We start from the raw sequence: 19,031 nt of genomic DNA on the forward strand, positions 1-19,031 counted from the left end.
ATTCATTCTCACCCCTAAATTATCATTTAACAGCATAGTTTCTGAATTGTTCCGGTGTACCACAAAGTGCCAACAGGTTCATTAGTGTTACATCATATTCATAATAAGCCGCCAAGCGGGCTACTTTAACGGTTGCAAGCATGGTTTCAGCATCTATTACTTCGGTACTGGTTGCCATGCCTTCAGCAAAGGATTTCTTACGAATTCGTACAAGTTCTTCACTCAGGGCAATGGTTGAGTTGAGTGCCTGTACATTATCCTGTGCCTTTTGTAATCCTGTGTATAGTTTGTCTATGCCTACTGAAAGGTCGTCTTGTGCCTTATCTTTTCCCAAAGCAAGAGTTTGCTCGGTAATTTTCGACTGGCGGATACGTTTCTCCCTTGCCAGTCCGTCGAAAAGATTCCAGGTGAAACCTACTCCGACAATCGTGCGTGGCACGAGGTTGCTCTGTATCCCATGGGCGTAAAGCGTCTGTTTGCCGAACAGGGCGATGTCAGGCAAATAGCCGCTCTGGTCTATCCGTAATTGTTGTTTGGCAATGCTTTGTTGTAGTGACAACTGGTTCAGGATATAGTTGCCCGAACGCATCGTTTGCTGAAACTCCTCTTTTGCCGGAAGTGTGGAATTGATAAAGAGAGGAGACGTAGGCTCAATCTTGCAGGTATCCTCCAGATTGAGCAAGGTACGTAAAGCGCTTTCCACGACTGTAACTTCTTTCTGCGCGGCTTCCAGTGCCCGCCAGGCTTCGTCCATATTCACTTGTGCAAAGAGGCGTCCGGCCTTGTCGATCATTCCGGCTGCTTCCAGTTTGAGGGCATTTTCATAATGCTGTTTCAAACCATTATAAGTGTCTTGGCGGACTGTCGCAACTTCCCTGGCGAGGCTGAGACCGTAATAGCTTTCTGCCAATAGGGTTCGTTGTGTGGCATCTGTCTGTGCGCGGTTTTCCCGGGCAAGGTCAATCAACCGATTTCCGATTTTGCCTGCCCGTATACGCTTTCCGCCGGAAAAGACCACCCATTCGGCAGTTAAGCCTACAGTAGTCAGATTGCGGGGAGCAAGAGGAAAAGCAAGAGTGTAGCTACCTATCTGATCCAGTATTCCGCTGATGAATTTATCGTCCGGCAGGATGCCGTGTACAAAATCCTTTGCCGGATCTGTGAATTGGGATAGGGGTTGTTTCACTTCTATCTTTTCGGACATGTGGACATACGTACCGGCTCCCTGTAGGCTCGGATACCACAAAGCATTCAGTTTATCCCGCTCTGTGCGGGCTGTTTCAATACCTTTGTCCGCAATCTTCAGGCTTTGATTGCCTTTTTGCAGCATTTGTAGGGCATCGTCGTAGCTGAGGGAGAGTTTCGTTTGTGCCGTCACAGATAGGCTCGCTCCCAACAGGACGATCAATAAAATATGTTTCATACGTCAAGTTGTTGGTTTAGGTTAGTTTATCTCAAACACTATTTTCTTTCTATTGTTCAATTTTTGGCGGGTTATGAATTAATTCACCACAGAGTAGCACAGAGTATCACAGAGTTTAATCAATTTAAAATCAAAAGAATAGAACTCCGTGACACTCTGTGTTACTCTGTGGTGAAAAACTCATTTCCGGACGAGTTTGAATATAAATGACGAACCGAAAAACCCGCACCTCCTCAATAGGGGAGAGTGCGGGTTCTTCGGTTCGTTTTTTCGAATGAGCGGAAGGGTGTCAGTTACTTAGTTCCCCCATTCCACTTCGGCATTACCCTCTGTAGTCGTTCCGGAGGAAGTCCATGCGCCGATATTGAAGCTGCTTAATGATATGCCCGTCTTGTTGGCGGTCAGCTTAAAGTCGTAGAATGTGCCGGCAGCCGTAACCAGGTTGCCGCCGCCATTCAGTGCCAAGTTGTAGACGTAGCTGGTATTATCGCTTGCTGTGAGCGAAATGAACTTTGCGCCATTGCTGAACGTCGTGTTCGGCATAACGATGGCATAGTACGTCAGCGAGGCATCGGATGTAGCCGAAGCGTTGTTTTCTATATACGGCTTAATGCTGGTGAAGCTATTGTCAGAGCCGTCGGTGGTAGTCGTAATCGCGCCGTCAGTCAGGCTCCAGCTTCCTCCCTTGTAGATGGTGCCGTGGATGGCGGGCGTCAGTGCGGCTACTTCCGCGAGATTGGTGAAGCCTTCGCCTGCCTGCATAGTCACCTTTATCAGGCTCATCTTGTGATCGAGGGTAATAGTGACCGCGCTGTTTGTCGGAACCATTGCGGATTGTTTCCACATGTAGTCCGCATCCTTGTAGCCCTTTCCGCTATTGGCGGCTTGGTCTTTCGCGATGCTTACGGCTATCTTATCATCGGCTACGGCCGTCCCGTCCGTTCCGGTGAAGGGATAGTAGGCGTAAATGGTATGCTTCTGGGTGCTGCTCTGCCAGTAGATAGGGGTTCCACTCCAGCCGCTGCCATAGCTGCGCTTCACGTTCTGGAAGCGTCCGCTTGTCAGTGCGGTGGCGTTATCGTCTGTGGCCGGTGCTCCCAGATAAACGCCGATAGCGTCGTTGTTCTCAAAGGTGGTGTTTCCGCTGCTGATCAGCGAACGCGTCATTACTGCCGCCGGATTCACGCTCAGTTCAATGGGTTTCGTGAGGTCCACTACTTCCGGTTCGTTTTCGTTGCCGCACGCGCCAAGGGCGAGGGTTGCGGTTGTCATCGCCAGAGCGATAAAGAATCTGTTCTTTTTCATCTGTTTTTTTACTATTTAGTTTAACAATATATATAAGGTATTCTCTGTGTTAATTTATCTCCATTCCGGCATCCCCTTCGCTTTCGCCTCCCACGGTCCAGGGGCTGGCGCTGATGCTGAAGTTCACCTGGCTCCGGTTCACGGTGACGGTGAGCGTGTAGTCTTTTCCGCCTTCGAAGGTGCCGGTGCCGGCGGTGGCTGTCAGGTGATACGCCTGTCCGGCGATGTCGATGACGAGCAGCCGCTGACCCGTTTCGATGGTTTGCGGCGGCAGCAGTGCCCGGCGCGTGTCGCCGCTACCCGTCAGGGTGATGTCGTTGCGGTTGTCGCCGGTTTTCAGGGTGATGCCTTCCAGCCGGTAGTCGGTGAGTGCCTGCGGCAGGGTGACGGTGGCTGTTTCCACTTCATCCTGCGCCATGCCTGTACCGGCTTTCAGCGTCACGTTCAGCCGGGCGGCGAGGTGCTGGAAGGGGAGGGACACCGGCCGGTAAGGCTCCGCGGTGGCGGTGGCGGCCAGGATGTCGGGCATCTGGTTGCCTGCGGGGGCGTCGTCGGGCGTGTGCAGGGCATAGAAGGTGTGGGTGTCGTCGTCGGGCAATGCGTTCCAATAAAGTGGCGGATTGCTTTTCCAGACGTTGTCCGCGCCCAGCGTGAAGAGGTATCCCGCGCCTTCTGCCGGACTACCGTGCCACAGGTTGAATGTGTCGCCTGCCTCGAATCCGCTGTTGCCTTCGGCGGCGGATACGGTTACTTCCTTGCCGCTTGCTTCGAGTTCCTCGTCCGTTCCGTCCTGCCAGGGCTCTATGGTGGCCTCTACCACGGCTTCTTCATCGCGCAGTGTCAGGCGGAAGGTGTTTTGCGTGCCTGCTTCCAGTGCTTGCGTGCCGCTCATCCGGGCCACGTAGCGGTTGCCGTTGGCCAGCGTCACGGTGAAGCTGACGCCTTCGGCGGGCTGCGGACGGGGCAGGACGATGGCTTCGCCCGAGGTGCCTGCCGTGTTCAGCGGCACGCGGATGTCCTGCGGGTTGGCGGAGTTGGTGATGCTGCCGTCCGTCAGGTGGCAGGTGGCGGTGGTGTTCATGCCCCCCTATCTGTAGGGTGGCGCCTGCCAGTTGCTCGCTGGTGATGATTCCGCTGCCGCTGATGCTGAACAGCAGGCGGGTGAGGCGGTGGCGGAAGGCGAGGGCCACGTTGGGGAGGTTGCGGTTGTGCCCGTCGGTGCGTGCCGTCAGCAGGTCGGTGGCGGGCTGGGCGGCTACGCTTACGGGCAGGGTGAAGTTTGCCGTCAGGGCATCGGCCTCGTAAGGGTGGTAGGCCAGGAAGTCCACCGTGCTGCCGTCGGCCGGGAAGTAGGCGGTGTTGGCCTGTCCGTCGGGCAGCAGCGTGCCTGTGGTGCCTGTCGTGGCGGTGGTGTAGCGATAGTTGAACACTCCGTTGGCGGTTTCGCCGCCGGACGTCGCGTTCATGCACAGCCCGATGGCGTCGCCCTGTTCCCAGCGTCCGTCCGTCTGGCGGGTCAGGGTGATGCTGCCTATGTTGGCGGTCAGGCTCACGGCTACGGGTTCATCGGCCGCGCCCGGGTCGGTGGTCCGGTCTTCGCTGCATCCTGCCAACAGGCCGATTGGCAGGCAGAGGGCGGTAAGATATATCCAATGTTTCTTCATAAGTGTATGGGATTGTATGTTTTTTCTGATTCGTCATTCATTTCCCGCATCCAGTTCGCTGTCCGTCCCTTGTTCCCATCCTACGATGGTGGCTTGGGGTTGGGCGGCTCCGGCAATGCTTATCCGGGCTGTCAGGGTCAGGCTGCCTTCCGTGCCGTTGTGGTTGAAGCCGGCCAGTTGCGGGGTGAGGTCTTGGGTCAGCGTCTCGCTTTCGCCGTTGGTGTAGCGCAGGGTGAGGGTCAGCAGTTGCCTTTGGCCAGTGTGCACGCCCAGCAGGCGCAGGGTGCCGGCGTAGGCGGTGCTGCTGCGGGCGGCAGTTTCTTCTGTCTTCATTTCCGGCCGGGCTGTGGTGGCGGCGTCCCTCGTGGTGGAGCGGTCGGCCAGGCGGCGCGAGGTGGCGATGCCTTGCAGGGCGGCTTCCATTCCGGCCAGTCGTCCGTCGGTGTCGGCGTCGAGCCGGAAGCGGAGGGTGAGCGACCGGGTGAAGGGGAAGAGTGGCAGCATGTACGAGTGCGGTTGTTGGGCTGAGACTTCCGCTGTGCCTATGCCCGCGCTGAAGGCGCCGGGTTCGTTTTCGGGGTTTTCGAGGCAGAAGCATTCGCCGTCGAAGCGGATGTTGGCGGCTTCGTGCAGGGCGATGACTTCGTAACGGGCTTCGGGCAGGGGGAGGCGGGCTTCGCTGCCGTCGGGCGGAAGACGGAAGGTGGTGTCGGCGGCAACGCCTGCCGTGAGGCTGCGCAGGCTGATATCGAGCTTGTCGGCGGTGGGGGGCTGTTGTTCTTGCCAGCCGAGGCTCAGCAGCAGGCTGCCGGTGTAGAGTTCCTCGTGGGTGTAGAGCTCTTTTTCATCGCATCCGCCCGTCAGCAGGCTGCCGACGATTGCCGCAAGCAGTAGTGGGAGGGCAACCGGGAGGCGGAGATTCTGTATCGTCTTTTTTATCATCTTTCTATTCGTTTTTTAGCAAAGGGAACTCCGGCGGAGGCCGTGAAACAGTAGACGAGGCTCACGTGCAGGTCGGTCAGCCCCAGCAGGCTGCGTGTGCGGTTGCCTTTCAGTTCGTAGGCGCCGAAGCGTCGGTTGTAGAGGTATTTGTCGTAGTCCAGCCGGATGTATCCCGCACCCAGTCCGGCGTCTACCCGCCAGTGGTTGCCGGGCAGGCGGAAGCGGTATCCCACGGTCAGGCCTGCCAGCAGGGCGTTGCCGCGGCTTCCGTTGCTGAAAAAGGTGTCGTCGAACTTGCCTCCGCGCAGGCTCACGCCGATGTGGGTGCGGTGGAAGCCGTGTCGTGCGGTCTGCAGCCAGTAGCGCGCTTCGCCTCCCGCGCTCCACGTCTGTGCGGTGTGCGTGGTGTGGCCGAAGCCCCACATTCCGAAGGAGGCGTCGGCTGCCACGGACCATTTCCGGCCGATGTAGACTTCCGCGCCGATGTTCGGGGCGAGCGTGGCCCACGACAGCAGGTTGCCGCTCAATGCCCAGCGGGGAGTGGCGGTGGGGCGGTCTTCTTCCTGGGCGTGCAGGGGGAGGATGGGGAGGATGGGGAGGAGGCTCAGGAGGATGCACGAGAGAATGCCCGGAAGGAGTGTTTTCTTTTTCTTCATACTTCGTTTGGATATGGTTTTCTAACTATGGACTAACATTCCACCCACCGTTGGACAAAGTGTTTGTCCACCCTGGACAAGTCGTTCGTCCAACGGTGAATGAACGTTAATGGAAAATACTGTTTATTAATTATTCTAAAAAAAAGAGTGTGTGGGTTTATCCCAGCGGATTTTCGTCCAAGCCACTGCCGCCTTCGCTGCCGCCGCCTTCGGGTGCTCCGCCTATGTAGATGCTTTGCGAAGTGCTGCGCGGCGTCTTGAGGAAGTCGTTGCTGCTGCCCTTGTATTGCGTGGTGATGGTGAGCGTATATTCTCCGTCGGCCAGGCCTGCGGGTATCAGCAGGATGACGCGTGAGGGTTCTGCCAGACCTATCATGTCGTCCGTCAGCTTGGTGACTGTCTTGGTGCTGACGTTAGTCAGGGTGATGCCTACGGAGGCGTCGGGGCCTGCCGGCAGAATGTTTTTTCCATATACGGTGAATTGGCGTCCGGCAGTGGCGGAGAAGTCCGTGGCGCGCGTGGCGGCATCACTTGAGCTGCCTATGTAGAACTTCATGGGGCGTTCGCCCAGCACCTCTACGGTGGTGTCCTGTATGGCTTCGCGCAGTGTCTTGCCTTGGGTCATGGAGATGTAGATGGAGTTCTTCTTCCAGTCCCATGCCTGCCCGGCCAGCCCTCGCAGTTGCGCCACGGCGCGGAAGAGGCCTGTGTTTACGCTTTCACCGTTCAGCACGGCTTCCGCCACTACCTGGTTGAAGAGGTTTACGCTCAGTTGCATCGTGTCGCGCAGCACACCGGGGTTCTTTGCCACCATGCGGTCCAGCAGCAGGTCGAGGTCTACGCTGCGCATGGTTTCCAGTTGGAAGATTTTGTCGGTCTTGTCGTCGGTCGTCACGGTGTTGTCCACCTTCCACGCTTTCAATAAGTTTTTTGCCATAATTGATTTGTTTTTGAAGGATTAATAATATTGATTGATATAAAGAGACGGGGTCAGTTGGCTGGCGATCCGTCGTAGTTTTGCCAAGTGATGGTGCCGCAGGTGCCATTACTGTCGCCTTTTCCTACCTTATCGGCACCTTCTGTTTTTAGTTTATCCAGAAATTGCTGCTTGGTTTGGTTTTCTTGCAGTCGTATTGTTATATTACCGCAAGAGGAAGCTGCAAAATAACCGGAACCGGAACCGATAGCGGCACCACAACCATAACCATTAGCATTGGTTTCTGCAACTATGGTTGTATTTTGTATGGTAATATTGCCACATACTCTATCTGTTTTAGAGAAAGCACCATTGTTTGCACCTATGGCGGCTCCACAACTACCTTTTGCATACAGACTACCACTCCCTTCAATAATTACATGGGTGTTTGCACCCTCTATGCACAATCCGCTATAACCTGTCCAGGCTGAACCCTGTAGTTTGTTTTCTCCTTCCAGCTTGATAGTAACCGTACCATCGCCGGTAACTTTAAGCCCTTCATAATTACCTTTTATATCTACGTTTTTCAATGTCACCGTGGCAGGTGCCTTGATAGTAATCGTTCCGGTGGTTTGCGTACCTGTGCCTACTATGGTATATGTGCCGCTTTGTCCGTCAATGGTTTGATCTGTGTTTGACGCAACAATAGGTACATTTTTCAACCCGATGTCAAAGGTATGTATGTTTCCCGCTGTCAGTGTGGCATTGGTGGTGGGGTTGTTGTAGTAATAAGTGTCTCCTTCGGCCAAGGTGACGGCTATGAAGTTGATGCCGCTAGCTATTGCTTGGGGAATGAGCATGGCGGCGTAACTTTTCAGATATCCGTTGGTGGTGGTAATCTGCCGGGAGGTAATGATGCCTGTTGCCCCGCCTGTTGTAGACCATGTGCCGATGGCTGTCGTGCTTGTGGGCGGTGTGAAGCTCCCGCTCAAATAAAGATTATTGCCATAGCCTATAGAGACGTTTGTGATGCGGTTGGCATCGGTCAGCCTATCGTTCTCCTTGATGTTTACTACTACCTTTGCCACTTGGTGGAGCATTGTGAGGTCTTTTGTGGCATCGGTGAATGAGATGCTTGCTATGCCATACAGGATGTCTGAGTTGAAGTAACCGGTGTCGCTTTGGTCGCTCTGAACGCTTGTGGGCAGTGAGCCTCCGTTGTAGGGATACCATGCCTCTATGGTCTTTGTTTTTGTGCTGCTCTGCCAGTAGTCAGGTGTTACACCCGTGGCAGGTTCCAGCGTGCAGGTGCTTCCGTCCTTCTTCACCACATATTTCTTCACGTCTCCGTTGTTTATGCGTACAGCCACTTCTTCTCCGCCGTCCCATTGGCTTTCGCCGCCGGCAGCATCGCTGATGCGGGTGGTGACTGAGTTGTTTGCAACGCTCAAACCTAATATTACTGGGTATTTACCTTCGGGCAGAGGTTGCTCTTTTGTGTGGGGTTCTTCCAGATTGGTGCAGGCCGTCAGTAGTGCCAGGAGGATAATGTAGGCTACTTTTTTCATAAGATGAATGGTGTTATATCGTGATGTTTTTTAATCGTTCGTTTTTTGGACACCTAATCCGCCATTTTACAAAATATTACAGCTTACGGAGAGAATTTTTTGGTTTACAGTATAATAAAACTGAGAGAAAACTATTGTTTTGTACAAATTATTAATACCTTTGCCCTGCCAAAAAAACGAACGATTAAAAGTCAAGTCTCCCCCTTATTCTTACTTATAACTGGCGGGTTATGAGCTAAATGGGAATTTAGCGGTGAGATGTCGGAGTATCTCAATTCCCCTCCTCCTCGGAGGAGGGGTGCCCAGAGGGCGGGGTGGTAGGTGGGAAAGAATTCCTTAATATTCTTATTAATAGGTATTTATTGTTTTACCTACCACCTCCCCCTACGGGTACTCCTCCTCCGAGGAGGAGGAGAATTGAGATAGTTCTGCCTATTCATTCTCACCGCTAAATTATCATTTAGCTCATTACTTTTCCGGTTTTGAAGCGAATTCAACTTCTGATTGTGTCCTGCCTATACTTTGGCTTGCCGCCTATCTGACGGGTCCTGAATGAAGCGTGTGTATAGTATAAGCTGCATCTCAGCATAACTTTTTCATGCAAGCATGAAAGTTCTGCCTTCGATTTGCATTATCTTTGCCCTCTCTAAAACATTTTTTCTTATGGAGAAACTTCATCCTATTATGTTTGCCGGTACCGGTAGTGATGTAGGTAAAAGCATTATTGCCGCGGCTTTCTGCCGCATTTTCCGCCAGGATGGCTATCATCCGGCACCATTTAAGGCACAGAATATGGCACTTAATTCCTATGCTACACCTGAAGGGCTGGAAATAGGTCGTGCCCAGGCTGTTCAGGCCGAAGCGGCAGGAGTCCCCTGCCATACAGATATGAATCCGTTGCTGCTGAAACCTTCTTCCGATCATACCTCACAAGTGGTACTTAACGGACGTCCCATCGGTAACCGTAGCGCCTATGAGTATTTCCGTGTTGAAGGTCGTGAAGAGCTGCGTCACGAGGTTTGTTCTGCTTTCGACCGTCTTGCCACCCGTTACAACCCCATTGTGATGGAAGGCGCCGGAAGCATTTCCGAAATAAACCTCCGGGATACGGATCTGGTAAACCTGCCCATGGCCCTGCATGCCGGAGCGGATGTGATCCTTGTAGGAGACATTGACCGGGGAGGAGTCTTTGCCAGTGTCTATGGTTCGTTAATGTTGCTGCGCCCTCACGAAAGGGAACGCATCAAAGGTATCCTTATTAATAAGTTTCGTGGTGATATTCGTCTGTTCGAATCCGGAGTAAAGATGCTTGAAGAACTTTGTGGTATCCCCGTGCTGGGTGTTGTTCCTTATTATAAAGATATTTATATCGAAGAAGAAGATTCGCTGGCCCTTGCCACGAAATCCGTGCAGACAGAGCAGGGTAAAGTAAACATAGCGGTTGTATTGCTGCGCCATCTCAGTAACTTTACCGACTTTAATGTGCTGGAACGCGATCCCCGCGTGCATCTTTTTTATACGAATAACGTAGATGAATTGGCGAAAGCCGATATCATCCTGTTACCCGGCAGCAAGAGCACCCTTGCCGATTTGCACGAATTGCGCCGTAATGGTGTGGCACAAGCCGTGATACGTGCCCATCGTGAAGGCGCCACCGTTATGGGCATTTGTGGCGGCTATCAGATTATGGGACAGGAAGTGTGTGATCCTGATCATGTGGAAGGAGAAATAGAACGTTTACCCGGTTTAGGGCTTCTGCCTGTCAGTACACATATGACGGGAGAGAAGATTACCCGGCAAGTCCGGTTTCAATTGACAATTGACAATTCACAATTGACAATTAATAGTACCCCCAGCGCAGCCAATTGTCAATTGTCAACTGTCAATTGTCAATTGTCAAAGGGTTACGAAATTCACATGGGTACCACCATTCCTGTTCATGGTGCATCGTTTTCTCCTCTGAACCTTCTGGAAGATGGTGGTACGGACGGCTATTTTCTGGATCGTACCTGTATGGGAACCTATATTCATGGTATTCTTGACAATCCCTCATTCATCGACTTCCTTCTGGAACCTTTCGCCGACAAGATTGCCGATGCGGGAAAATCTTTCGATTATCATCAATTCAAAGAAGAACAATACAATAAGCTGGCCGACCATGTACGCAGTCATGTCAATCTGCCGCTTATTTATAAAATACTGACAACTCATGATTGAAGGACACGGAGATGATTCCTATAAATTCGAGCGGCCTATAACGGCCAACTTTAGTTCCAATGTGTATAATCGTGTAGATTTATCCGGACTTCAGGCTCATTTGTGTAGCTGTATCAGCGGTATTTCTTCTTATCCGGAACCGGAACCTTATACTCTGGAAGGTCGTCTGGCAGAGAAGTATCACCTTACTGCTACCTCTGTTTGTGTGACGAATGGTGCTACAGAAGCTATTTATCTTATAGCACAAACTTTTCGTGGTACTAATACCGCCATTCTTCAACCTACATTCAGCGAGTATGCTGACGCTTGCCGCATGCATGGTCATCGGGTGACGTCACTCTATAAGCTTCCGATGGCAGAGGCCAATTATCTTTTACCGCCTGATATCCGTATGCTATGGCTTTGTAATCCTAACAATCCTACCGGTACGGTCATAGAGAAAGCTTATCTGAAAGAATTGATTACCCGTAATCCGCAGGTTTGTTTTGTCATCGACCAGTCTTACGAGTTCTTTACTGTACAACCTTTGTTTTCGCCGGATGAAGCAGTCTACTTTCCGAATGTCCTGCTGCTTCATTCCATGACGAAACGCTATGCCGTTCCGGGTTTACGACTGGGATATATAACTGCTGATGAAGGTTTGCTCGGTCGTTTGCGTACTCATCGTATGCCCTGGTCTGTCAATCAGTTGGCTATTGAGGCCGGAATCTATCTGCTGGCTTACGACGTTCCTAATCCCTTGAATATTTCCGTTTATTTGCAGGAGGCGGCTCGTTTACGTCATGCTTTGGAGAACTTGGGCGGTCTTGAGGTATGGGAGACGGAAACTCACTTTATGTTGGTTCGTCTTCGCATCGGCAAGGCTTCCGCTCTCAAGAATTACCTTGCCAATGAACACGGCATACTAATTCGTGATGCTTCCAATTTTGAAGGTCTGGATGAACATTTCTTTCGTATCGCCACCCAGACACCTGAGGAAAATGATCGGCTCGTACAAACTATAGAACAATGGCTTGCGACTTATTGATAATACACCTGCCCTTGCTTGCTGCCTGGTTGCTTGACCGCTGGCTAGGAGATCCTGCTTGGCTACCTCATCCTGTAGTTGTATTCGGAAAGATGATTTCATTTTGCGAACATCTGTTGAATAAAGGTTCAAAACGAGGACTAAAAGGTGCTTTCGTAGCTATTGTTCTTGTTCTTGCCGTTTATTTTGCGGCATACTATCTATTTCACTGGATAGCGTCATTTTCTCCGGGACTACTTCTGGCTCTACAGATACTTGCCATCTTCTTCTGTCTGGCGGGTACCACACTCATCCGTGAAGTTCGTATGGTATTCGAAGCTGTAGATCGTTCGTTGGAAGAAGGCAGGAAGCGAGTAGCTCGTATAGTCGGTCGTGATACTTCCGGACTTTCTGCACAGGAAGTACGTACGGCAGCACTTGAAACTCTTGCAGAGAATCTGAGCGATGGAGTGATCGCTCCCTTATTTTGGTATATGTTATTAGGTATCCCCGGTATGCTCGCCTATAAGATGGTGAATACTCTGGATTCCATGATTGGCTATCGTAATGAGCGTTACCGTGCTTTCGGCTGTTTTGCCGCCCGCCTGGATGATGTCGCCAATTACATTCCTGCCCGTTTGACAGCTTTTCTCATGACACTTGCTTTTCTTCCAAGGGGTCGGTTTTGGACTCTGTTGAGATTCGTAGGTATATATGGCGGTCAACATGCCAGCCCTAATTCCGGTTATCCCGAGGCTGCTCTTGCCGGTATTCTGGATTGCCGTTTCGGAGGTCCGCACAATTATTTCGGTGAAGAAGTCTGGAAGCCTTATATCGGTAGCAATGATCGTCCTTTAACTACGGAAGATATGAAAGTAGCTGTTCGTATCAACCGCCGTGCCGAAGGAATAATGATAGTAATTCTGATAATAACTGCTACTTTGCCCTCTTTTTTCATTTAGTCATTCACTATTTTTGGCTTTTTGGGAAATATTGAATATATTTGCCGGCGCATGCGGTGAATGGCAACACAAACACCACACAGCACGAAACAAACAAACTTCATGAGAAACTTACTGAGATATCTCATTATCCATATAATATGCTTTGGATGCATTTTCCCGTTATCAGCAGGGGAAGATAGTCTGACGTTTTCCGGGTCTATCACCATACAAAATGAAGTGATAAATGCTTTTCATGACAGTATGGGCTTCGACTACCTGACAAAAGAAGAAAGTGCGGCCATTGATCTGGACAGTATCCTTAATTATCTGGAATCCACCAAACAATACGAAACCTATTTTGAATTAGAGCGCATAATCGTAAAATCATATCTTTTCCGGGGTGAAATCCGTATGGCTATTGCTTGGAGTGAGCAAATGTATTCGAAAGCAAGCGCGCTTTCCCATACGGTAGGGACTGCTCTTGCACTGAATGCCATCGGTGAAGTCTACTCCTATACAGGACGCAACAAGGAAGCGGGTGATGCCCATGTACAGGCATTGGAAATGTTCGATCAGATGGATGGAGGAGAAGTACACGTCCGTATATTATTGGTGGAATTGATAGAATACAACCTTCGTATCCATAACTTTGTTCAGGCTGCACATTTCATGACTCGCCTGAACTATTTCTCTTCAGATAAACTTTCCGCTCAGGAACAAGCTGTCCGTCATATCTTTAATGCTTATTGCCAACTGTCTAATGGCTCCGTGAGGATAGCCCGCCAACACCTGGATAAAGTAGAACCCTTAAAAGACAAACTGGTTCCGGGAATTATGCAGCATCTTCTGATAGTCGATGCCATGTATTGGGAACGGATTGGTGAGTATGGGAAATCCCTGACCGGCTATGATGCTTTTCTTCATACGGACTATGCAGAGATAAATAGTAGTTTATATAAGGAAATGTTGCAAGACAGAGCGGATTTGCTTGTGAAAATGGGACGTAAGGAAGAAGCGTATAAGCAATATGGTGCGGTCTACTCATACATCAAGTCGGCTTTTGAGAAGAACTACCCGGAGGAAATAGACCAATTGACTACCCGTTTTCAAGCGGACCGCTTGACCTATCAGAATGAACGTGACCGCTTGTTTTCCTATCGACTTTATTTGGGAGGTATTGTTGTCTGCACACTTTTCCTGCTGCTTTTCCTGTATCTTAGCTGGAGGAAGATATTCCGCCTGAAAGAGTCAAAACGTTCACAGGAAATAATGATACAGAAGGCGGAGCGCGCCATACAGAAAAAGAACATGTTCCTTTCCAATATGAGTCATGAAGTACGTACACCGCTCAATGCCATTGTCGGTTTTTCTGCCGTCCTGGCTTCGGAAGATGACTCTTTCGATGAGGATTCCCGTAAGGAATTCTGTGAGATTATTAAAGTCAACTCCTTTCAACTTTTGAAACTGATTAATGATATTCTTGATTTTTCCGATTTCGAGAATGATAATATAACATTTAATATCCGGCCGTATGATGCCGTGAGACTCTGTAAAGAAGCCTCGGAGACGGTAAACGCTTCCCGTAAACTTGAGGTGGAATTACGTTTCGATACGGAACTTCCGGAGTTGATGATAGAAACAGACGATGCCCGTCTTCGTCAGGTTCTGATTAACTTGTTGGTAAATGCTACCAAGTTTACTAAAGAAGGTTCTATTGTATTGAGGTTAGAGTTATCCGACCGCAATACTGCATTTTTTTCTGTAACCGATACCGGTTGCGGTATTCCACTTGAGAAACAAGGCTTGATTTTTGAACGTTTTGAAAAGCTGAACGACTTTGCGCAGGGAAGTGGCCTGGGGCTTTCCATATGCCAGTTGATTGTGAACTACATGAGAGGGCGGATATGGGTAGACAGTAACTATACACAAGGTGCACGTTTCTGCTTTACGCATCCGTTAAAGTATAAACCTAAAGCAGAGGGGGCTGTATGATGAAGCGCATACTAATTATATGTTTTTGTTTGCTGAGTATGTATCCTTATGCGTTGTATGCAGAAGATGCCAATGCGCAGCAATATCAGGACAGTATTCTGAAATTAGCGCAGTCCATGCCGGGTACGCTTCCTAGACTTACTTACCTGCGTGATATGGCTTACAGACATCAGTACGCTCCTTATAACAAAACTTTCTCAACCGCTTTATATCAGGAAGCGTGTATCCAGAAAAATATAGTTTATAAGAATCTGGGCGCTTATTATCTGGCTTCTTGCTATGACAAATTACATGATGCGGACAGTCTGGCATATTGGGTGGGTAAACTGGAAAAATATGCTCCTGAAGTAGGTACATACGATTATTACCTGGAGCAGAAAGCTGCGATCAGTCGTGCCCTGGCTTCTAAAAGGCAGATAGAAAAAGCTGTATATGTGGCAAAAGAAACATTGGCGGAATCCTTGGAACACAATAGTAATAATGGTGAAATAGCATCATACAATAGTTTAGGGTGTGCATACGGAGTATCCAGCAGAGTGGATGAAGCGCTGAGCGTCTTTTTAAAAGCCTATCAACGTTTTACTCCCCGGACTAAGACCAGTTTGCGTGTGGATATTCTTTCGCGTATTGCTCAAGTGTATGGTAATATAGGAAGAGATAGCTTGAGGCGATCTTATGTTCAACAAATGGATGAGGCCTTACAGGAAGTCATAACCCGTGAACCCGAGACACGGAAAAATTGGAGTAATTTTGAGATCGACTGCCAGATAAAGTATGTTCTCTTATATATGAATAAGGGAGCTTATCATATTGCTCTGGAACATATAAATAAAGCAAAGGCATTATTGGAAGATCATGTAGATCCGGTTTTCTGGTTGAATGTCCAGCTTGTACAATTGCAATATTATGCCCGTACACAGGAGTATGACAAAAGTATTGCCCTGATAGATGAAGTGACACCGGTAGTATTGAATCATTATGTATCCACTTTTGCTACGCTTATTAATTATAAGGCGTCCACCCAGATTGACAAAGGTGATATTGACGGGGCTATTGAGACTAAGCGCTACCTCATACGGACTCAGGACTCACTGGACAATGCTTTCTCTGCGAATCAGTTGCGGCAAATGAAGGAAATCTATCATATTGACGACCTTCTTCTGGAGAAGCAGAAAATAAAGGATACCAACTATAAGCGCGGCTTCCTGTTTCTCATCACACTACTGGTACTGATACTTATTTTTTATCTTTATACACGTTATATATCGCGGAAAATCGCTGCGGCTGAAAAAGTGACGGTAGATGCAGCCATGCAGGCGGAAGCGGATAACACCACTAAAGACCGTTTGCAGTCTGAAATCAGTCATGACATACGTACTCCGCTGAATGTGGTGGTAGGTTTTGCCGAACTGTTGACGGAATCGAAAGAACTCACTGCAGAAGCAAAAGTAGAATATGGCAAGATGATTCAGGAGAATGCGGAAAACCTATTGACGTATGTTAATAGTATTCTGGAACTTTCCCGTCTTGAATCCGGTAAGACACAATATGTGCATGAAGAATGTGAATTGATAGCTTTGTGCCAGCAAGAAATTGCCATGGCAGAACATACCGGCAATGGACGAGTGGGCATTTGTCTGAAGACGGATATGGAAAGTATGGTGATAAGTATAGATAAAAACAGGTTTTCTTCCTTGTTATCCAGTCTGTTGATACCATCGGAGAATGATGAGAATACATACAATATTACTATTCAGATCAGACACGATAAAGAAAAGAATATGTTGTTCTTTAAAGTGGCGGGTACGCCTCTGGCTAAAGCACGCTTTGAAAACAAGACAGCATTAATCCGTAATGAAATCAATGCGCACTTCATCCATGCTTTCAATGGTACTTATAAGGTGCAGGAGGGAGCTTCAGAAGGACCGTTGGTCTTGTTTAGTATTCGGATATCTAATCAAGTCTCAACTGAATGATTCCTCCATAGGGAGTCAAAGCACTGAATGCCTCTTCCTGTTTTATAGCTCCTGCATAAAGTTGGGCGCAAATCAATGCGCCTCCATGTGCAAATATGGCTACTTTTTCATAATTCTTTTCTCTCAGTTCATCCAGAAAACTGGCGACACGTTGATACTGTATGGCGAATGATTCACCGTTTGTGGCAGGTACGTTTATGTAGTCGGCATACCATTCTTTCAGCCTTGGATCACTTATTTCATCAAAATTCTTCATTTCCCAATCCCCGAAGTTCATTTCCATAATCCGGTCGTCACGTTCGGCATCAGGGTATCCGCAGTAGGTAGCAAGACGTACACAACGGGATAGCGGACTGGTATATACATAATCGAAATCTCTCCCTTTCGGACGGTAAGATTTTAGATTTCCGGATGTGACGGCGGCTTCTTGTTCAAAACTGTTTCGCAAAGGAACATCTGTTTGTCCGTAGCACACTCCGGGAGGGACATCTACCGAGGTATGTCTGATAAAAACAACTTCCATATAATTGTTATTTTAAATAAGCATTAATAAAATCCGGGTTACCGTATTTGATATGTGCATACAGCAAGATTACTGCACCCAAATAGAATGAAAGCTCACAAAGCAGGAATGTAGCTCCGCAGCAATCTCCTGTATAACCTTGAAGACGACGTTTCATTAACCGATACAATAGACTGAATGTCAGAATCGGGCAGATCATGACCGGCCAGAAATCTATCGGCAAAAATAATATAATAGGTAAAAATCCACAGATGAATCCTGTCAATAGCTCTTGCCATGTCATACGGTCATACACAACTTTCGCCTTGCTTTCCTCTTCTTTTCGTGCATAAGGTAAATAATTGATGATTTGTGAAGCACAGAATTTAGACCAGCAGTCGCCACAAATTACGAGAACACAAATCAGTTTCAAAGGTAGATTTTCCAGAAGTAAGAATAATAGCAAGAAATAGACTATTAATCCTATAACGCCATAACTTCCTATCTGGGAATCTTTCATAATGGCAAGTGTCCGTCCTTTGGTGGTTCCTCCACCAAAGCCATCAAAAAAATCAGCCAGTCCGTCTTCGTGCAGACAGCCTGTGATAAGCAATCGGGAGAGGATGGCAAGTACCCATGCGATGGAAATGGGAATTATCTGAGCTGCTATCCACAGTACGCCGACCATAATACCACCCGTCAGCCATCCAGCTAATGGCCAGTATGGAACGATACGTTTAAAGTATTTAGCCGGAACTTCTTTGATTCTCCAAAAAGGAAGCCGGGTGAAGAAGATGAATGCTGCGAGGACTTTCATACGTTTAGAAATACTTTGTTATAGAAGCATGTGCGAAGTCATCCATTTCATTAATCATGCGTATGGCGGACTGCACAATGGGATATGCACAGATGGCACCTGTTCCTTCACCCAAACGCAGACCTAAATTTAAAAGCGGTCTGGCTTCCATGTGATCGAGTAGCAGTTTATGACCTGTTTCATCTCCACAATGTCCGAAAATAGCATAATGCAGTACTTCCGGATATAATTTGCTGGCAGCCAGAATACAGTTTGTCATAATGAATCCATCTACCATAATAACTATTCCAAGTTCGGCTGCCTGAAGCATAGCACCTACTGCCATCACCATTTCCAGACCTCCAAAATAGCGGATGATATCATGGGGAGAACGATCTCCTCTGTAGTTATCTAATGACTGTTTTAATACTTCATATTTATGGCGGATACCGACATTATCTAGTCCGCTTCCCGCGCCTACACATTGTTCCAGAGGAATATTTGTAAAGCAAGTCATCCACAGGGATGAGGAAGATGTATTTCCAATACCCATTTCCCCAAAACTGAGTATATTGCTACCTTCTTTATGGCAATTGTGTACCACTTCTGCACCGCGCTCCAGGCATAGTTCCATTTCCTCCTCTGTCATAGCAGCTTCATGCAGATAATTTCGGGTACTTTTCCGCACTTTCATGTCGATGATGCCTGTATCATAAGGTAAATCATAATCTACACCGGCATCTACTATTTTCAGGGTAAATCCATGCTGTCGGCAAAGGAAATTCACTCCGGCACCTCCATGTAAGAAATTACTAATCTGTTGCCAGGTAACTTCTTTAGGCGAAAGGCTGACACCTTCGTCTACAATGCCATGATCAGCGGCAAAGATAATATTCTGTGGATGTTGCAGGGTGGGAGACAGGGTTTGTTGTATCCAGCCTATTTGCAAAGCCAGTTCTTCGAGAGTACCCAATGAACCTTTGGGTTTAGTCAGATTATTGATTTTATCAATCAATGCTGGACGGATATTCTCGTCCGGACGTATTATCTTAAATGTTTTCATATGTATATTTATAATTTTGGATCTTACTATTTTATTATCTTACCATTCTGTCATTTTTCCT

15 protein-coding genes and 1 pseudogene are annotated in these 19,031 nt (G+C 48.6%); 5 read left to right on the forward strand and 11 right to left on the reverse strand.

The genetic code is table 11. From position 1 onward, the window contains the following. Positions 1-22 precede the first annotated feature (22 nt). From BN161_RS15320 to BN161_RS15355, 8 genes and pseudogenes are all read right to left on the reverse strand, one after another. Positions 23-1,423, reverse strand: a complete 1,401-nt coding sequence (locus BN161_RS15320) for a TolC family protein (protein ID WP_044267764.1) — start codon at positions 1,421-1,423, stop codon at positions 23-25. A gap of 297 nt (positions 1,424-1,720) precedes the next feature. Further along, entirely contained in the window at positions 1,721-2,638 is a 918-nt protein-coding gene (locus tag BN161_RS15325) for a fimbrillin family protein (protein ID WP_167332548.1), read from the reverse strand. Between the two features lie 139 nt (positions 2,639-2,777). Beyond that, positions 2,778-3,809, reverse strand: coding sequence for a fimbrillin family protein (locus tag BN161_RS15330; protein ID WP_074435151.1), 1,032 nt, complete (start codon positions 3,807-3,809; stop codon positions 2,778-2,780). A 13-nt stretch (positions 3,810-3,822) separates the two neighbouring features. Further along, a pseudogene (locus tag BN161_RS31065) lies at positions 3,823-4,392 on the reverse strand (fimbrillin family protein); the annotation flags it as partial. A gap of 33 nt (positions 4,393-4,425) precedes the next feature. Then, positions 4,426-5,334, reverse strand: coding sequence for a hypothetical protein (locus BN161_RS15340; protein ID WP_044267770.1), 909 nt, complete (start codon positions 5,332-5,334; stop codon positions 4,426-4,428). Then, entirely contained in the window at positions 5,331-5,990 is a 660-nt protein-coding gene (locus BN161_RS15345) for a DUF3575 domain-containing protein (RefSeq protein ID WP_044267774.1), read from the reverse strand. The genes BN161_RS15340 and BN161_RS15345 overlap by 4 nt, the downstream gene beginning before the upstream one ends. A gap of 157 nt (positions 5,991-6,147) precedes the next feature. Beyond that, the gene (locus BN161_RS15350; RefSeq protein WP_044267777.1) at positions 6,148-6,927 is read right to left on the reverse strand and encodes a DNA-binding domain-containing protein; all 780 of its coding nucleotides are present in this window, start codon (positions 6,925-6,927) and stop codon (positions 6,148-6,150) included. Between the two features lie 53 nt (positions 6,928-6,980). Then, complete coding sequence (locus tag BN161_RS15355) at positions 6,981-8,474, reverse strand: fimbrillin family protein (RefSeq protein WP_044267781.1); 1,494 nt, start codon at positions 8,472-8,474, stop codon at positions 6,981-6,983. A gap of 663 nt (positions 8,475-9,137) precedes the next feature. On the opposite strand from BN161_RS15355, the gene BN161_RS15360 reads away from it, so the two are divergent. From BN161_RS15360 to BN161_RS15380, 5 genes are all read left to right on the forward strand, one after another. Next, positions 9,138-10,691, forward strand: coding sequence for a cobyric acid synthase (locus BN161_RS15360; RefSeq protein ID WP_044267895.1), 1,554 nt, complete (start codon positions 9,138-9,140; stop codon positions 10,689-10,691). Further along, entirely contained in the window at positions 10,684-11,718 is a 1,035-nt protein-coding gene (locus tag BN161_RS15365) for a threonine-phosphate decarboxylase (RefSeq protein WP_044267784.1), read from the forward strand. The genes BN161_RS15360 and BN161_RS15365 overlap by 8 nt, the downstream gene beginning before the upstream one ends. Next, positions 11,700-12,659 (forward strand): adenosylcobinamide-phosphate synthase CbiB, encoded by a 960-nt coding sequence (cbiB, locus tag BN161_RS15370; protein WP_044267789.1) that lies wholly within the window; start codon positions 11,700-11,702, stop codon positions 12,657-12,659. The genes BN161_RS15365 and cbiB overlap by 19 nt, the downstream gene beginning before the upstream one ends. Before the next feature lie 102 nt (positions 12,660-12,761). Next, positions 12,762-14,633, forward strand: a complete 1,872-nt coding sequence (locus BN161_RS15375; protein ID WP_044267792.1) for a sensor histidine kinase — start codon at positions 12,762-12,764, stop codon at positions 14,631-14,633. After that, positions 14,633-16,609, forward strand: a complete 1,977-nt coding sequence (locus BN161_RS15380; RefSeq protein ID WP_044267896.1) for a sensor histidine kinase — start codon at positions 14,633-14,635, stop codon at positions 16,607-16,609. Before BN161_RS15375 ends, BN161_RS15380 begins: the two co-directional genes overlap by 1 nt. Here the strand turns inward: BN161_RS15380 and cobC are convergent. The 3 genes from cobC to cobT are packed head-to-tail and all read right to left on the reverse strand — an operon-like array spanning position 16,587 to position 18,970. Further along, positions 16,587-17,132, reverse strand: coding sequence for an alpha-ribazole phosphatase (cobC, locus tag BN161_RS15385; protein ID WP_044267794.1), 546 nt, complete (start codon positions 17,130-17,132; stop codon positions 16,587-16,589). The genes BN161_RS15380 and cobC overlap by 23 nt on opposite strands. A 7-nt stretch (positions 17,133-17,139) precedes the next feature. After that, the gene (cobS, locus tag BN161_RS15390; protein ID WP_044267797.1) at positions 17,140-17,928 is read right to left on the reverse strand and encodes an adenosylcobinamide-GDP ribazoletransferase; all 789 of its coding nucleotides are present in this window, start codon (positions 17,926-17,928) and stop codon (positions 17,140-17,142) included. 4 nt (positions 17,929-17,932) lie between these two features. Beyond that, on the reverse strand, positions 17,933-18,970 hold the full coding sequence (cobT, locus tag BN161_RS15395; protein ID WP_044267799.1) for a nicotinate-nucleotide--dimethylbenzimidazole phosphoribosyltransferase: 1,038 nt from the start codon (positions 18,968-18,970) through the stop codon (positions 17,933-17,935). Positions 18,971-19,031 lie beyond the last annotated feature (61 nt).

The organism is Bacteroides timonensis (genome assembly GCF_000513195.1).
Lineage (GTDB): Bacteria > Bacteroidota > Bacteroidia > Bacteroidales > Bacteroidaceae > Bacteroides > Bacteroides timonensis.

Excerpts from the sequence above, each read along its gene's own strand:
- BN161_RS15320 (WP_044267764.1), bottom strand. The coding sequence starts at position 1,423 with ATGAAACATATTTTATTGATCGTCCTGTTGGGAGCGAGCCTATCTGTG.
- BN161_RS15330 (WP_074435151.1), bottom strand. The coding sequence starts at position 3,809 with ATGAACACCACCGCCACCTGCCACCTGACGGACGGCAGCATCACCAAC.
- BN161_RS15340 (WP_044267770.1), bottom strand. The coding sequence starts at position 5,334 with ATGATAAAAAAGACGATACAGAATCTCCGCCTCCCGGTTGCCCTCCCA.
- BN161_RS15345 (WP_044267774.1), bottom strand. The coding sequence starts at position 5,990 with ATGAAGAAAAAGAAAACACTCCTTCCGGGCATTCTCTCGTGCATCCTC.
- BN161_RS15350 (WP_044267777.1), bottom strand. The coding sequence starts at position 6,927 with ATGGCAAAAAACTTATTGAAAGCGTGGAAGGTGGACAACACCGTGACG.
- BN161_RS15355 (WP_044267781.1), bottom strand. The coding sequence starts at position 8,474 with ATGAAAAAAGTAGCCTACATTATCCTCCTGGCACTACTGACGGCCTGC.
- BN161_RS15360 (WP_044267895.1), top strand. The coding sequence starts at position 9,138 with ATGGAGAAACTTCATCCTATTATGTTTGCCGGTACCGGTAGTGATGTA.
- BN161_RS15365 (WP_044267784.1), top strand. The coding sequence starts at position 10,684 with ATGATTGAAGGACACGGAGATGATTCCTATAAATTCGAGCGGCCTATA.
- cbiB (WP_044267789.1), top strand. The coding sequence starts at position 11,700 with ATGGCTTGCGACTTATTGATAATACACCTGCCCTTGCTTGCTGCCTGG.
- BN161_RS15375 (WP_044267792.1), top strand. The coding sequence starts at position 12,762 with ATGAGAAACTTACTGAGATATCTCATTATCCATATAATATGCTTTGGA.
- BN161_RS15380 (WP_044267896.1), top strand. The coding sequence starts at position 14,633 with ATGAAGCGCATACTAATTATATGTTTTTGTTTGCTGAGTATGTATCCT.
- cobC (WP_044267794.1), bottom strand. The coding sequence starts at position 17,132 with ATGGAAGTTGTTTTTATCAGACATACCTCGGTAGATGTCCCTCCCGGA.
- cobS (WP_044267797.1), bottom strand. The coding sequence starts at position 17,928 with ATGAAAGTCCTCGCAGCATTCATCTTCTTCACCCGGCTTCCTTTTTGG.
- cobT (WP_044267799.1), bottom strand. The coding sequence starts at position 18,970 with ATGAAAACATTTAAGATAATACGTCCGGACGAGAATATCCGTCCAGCA.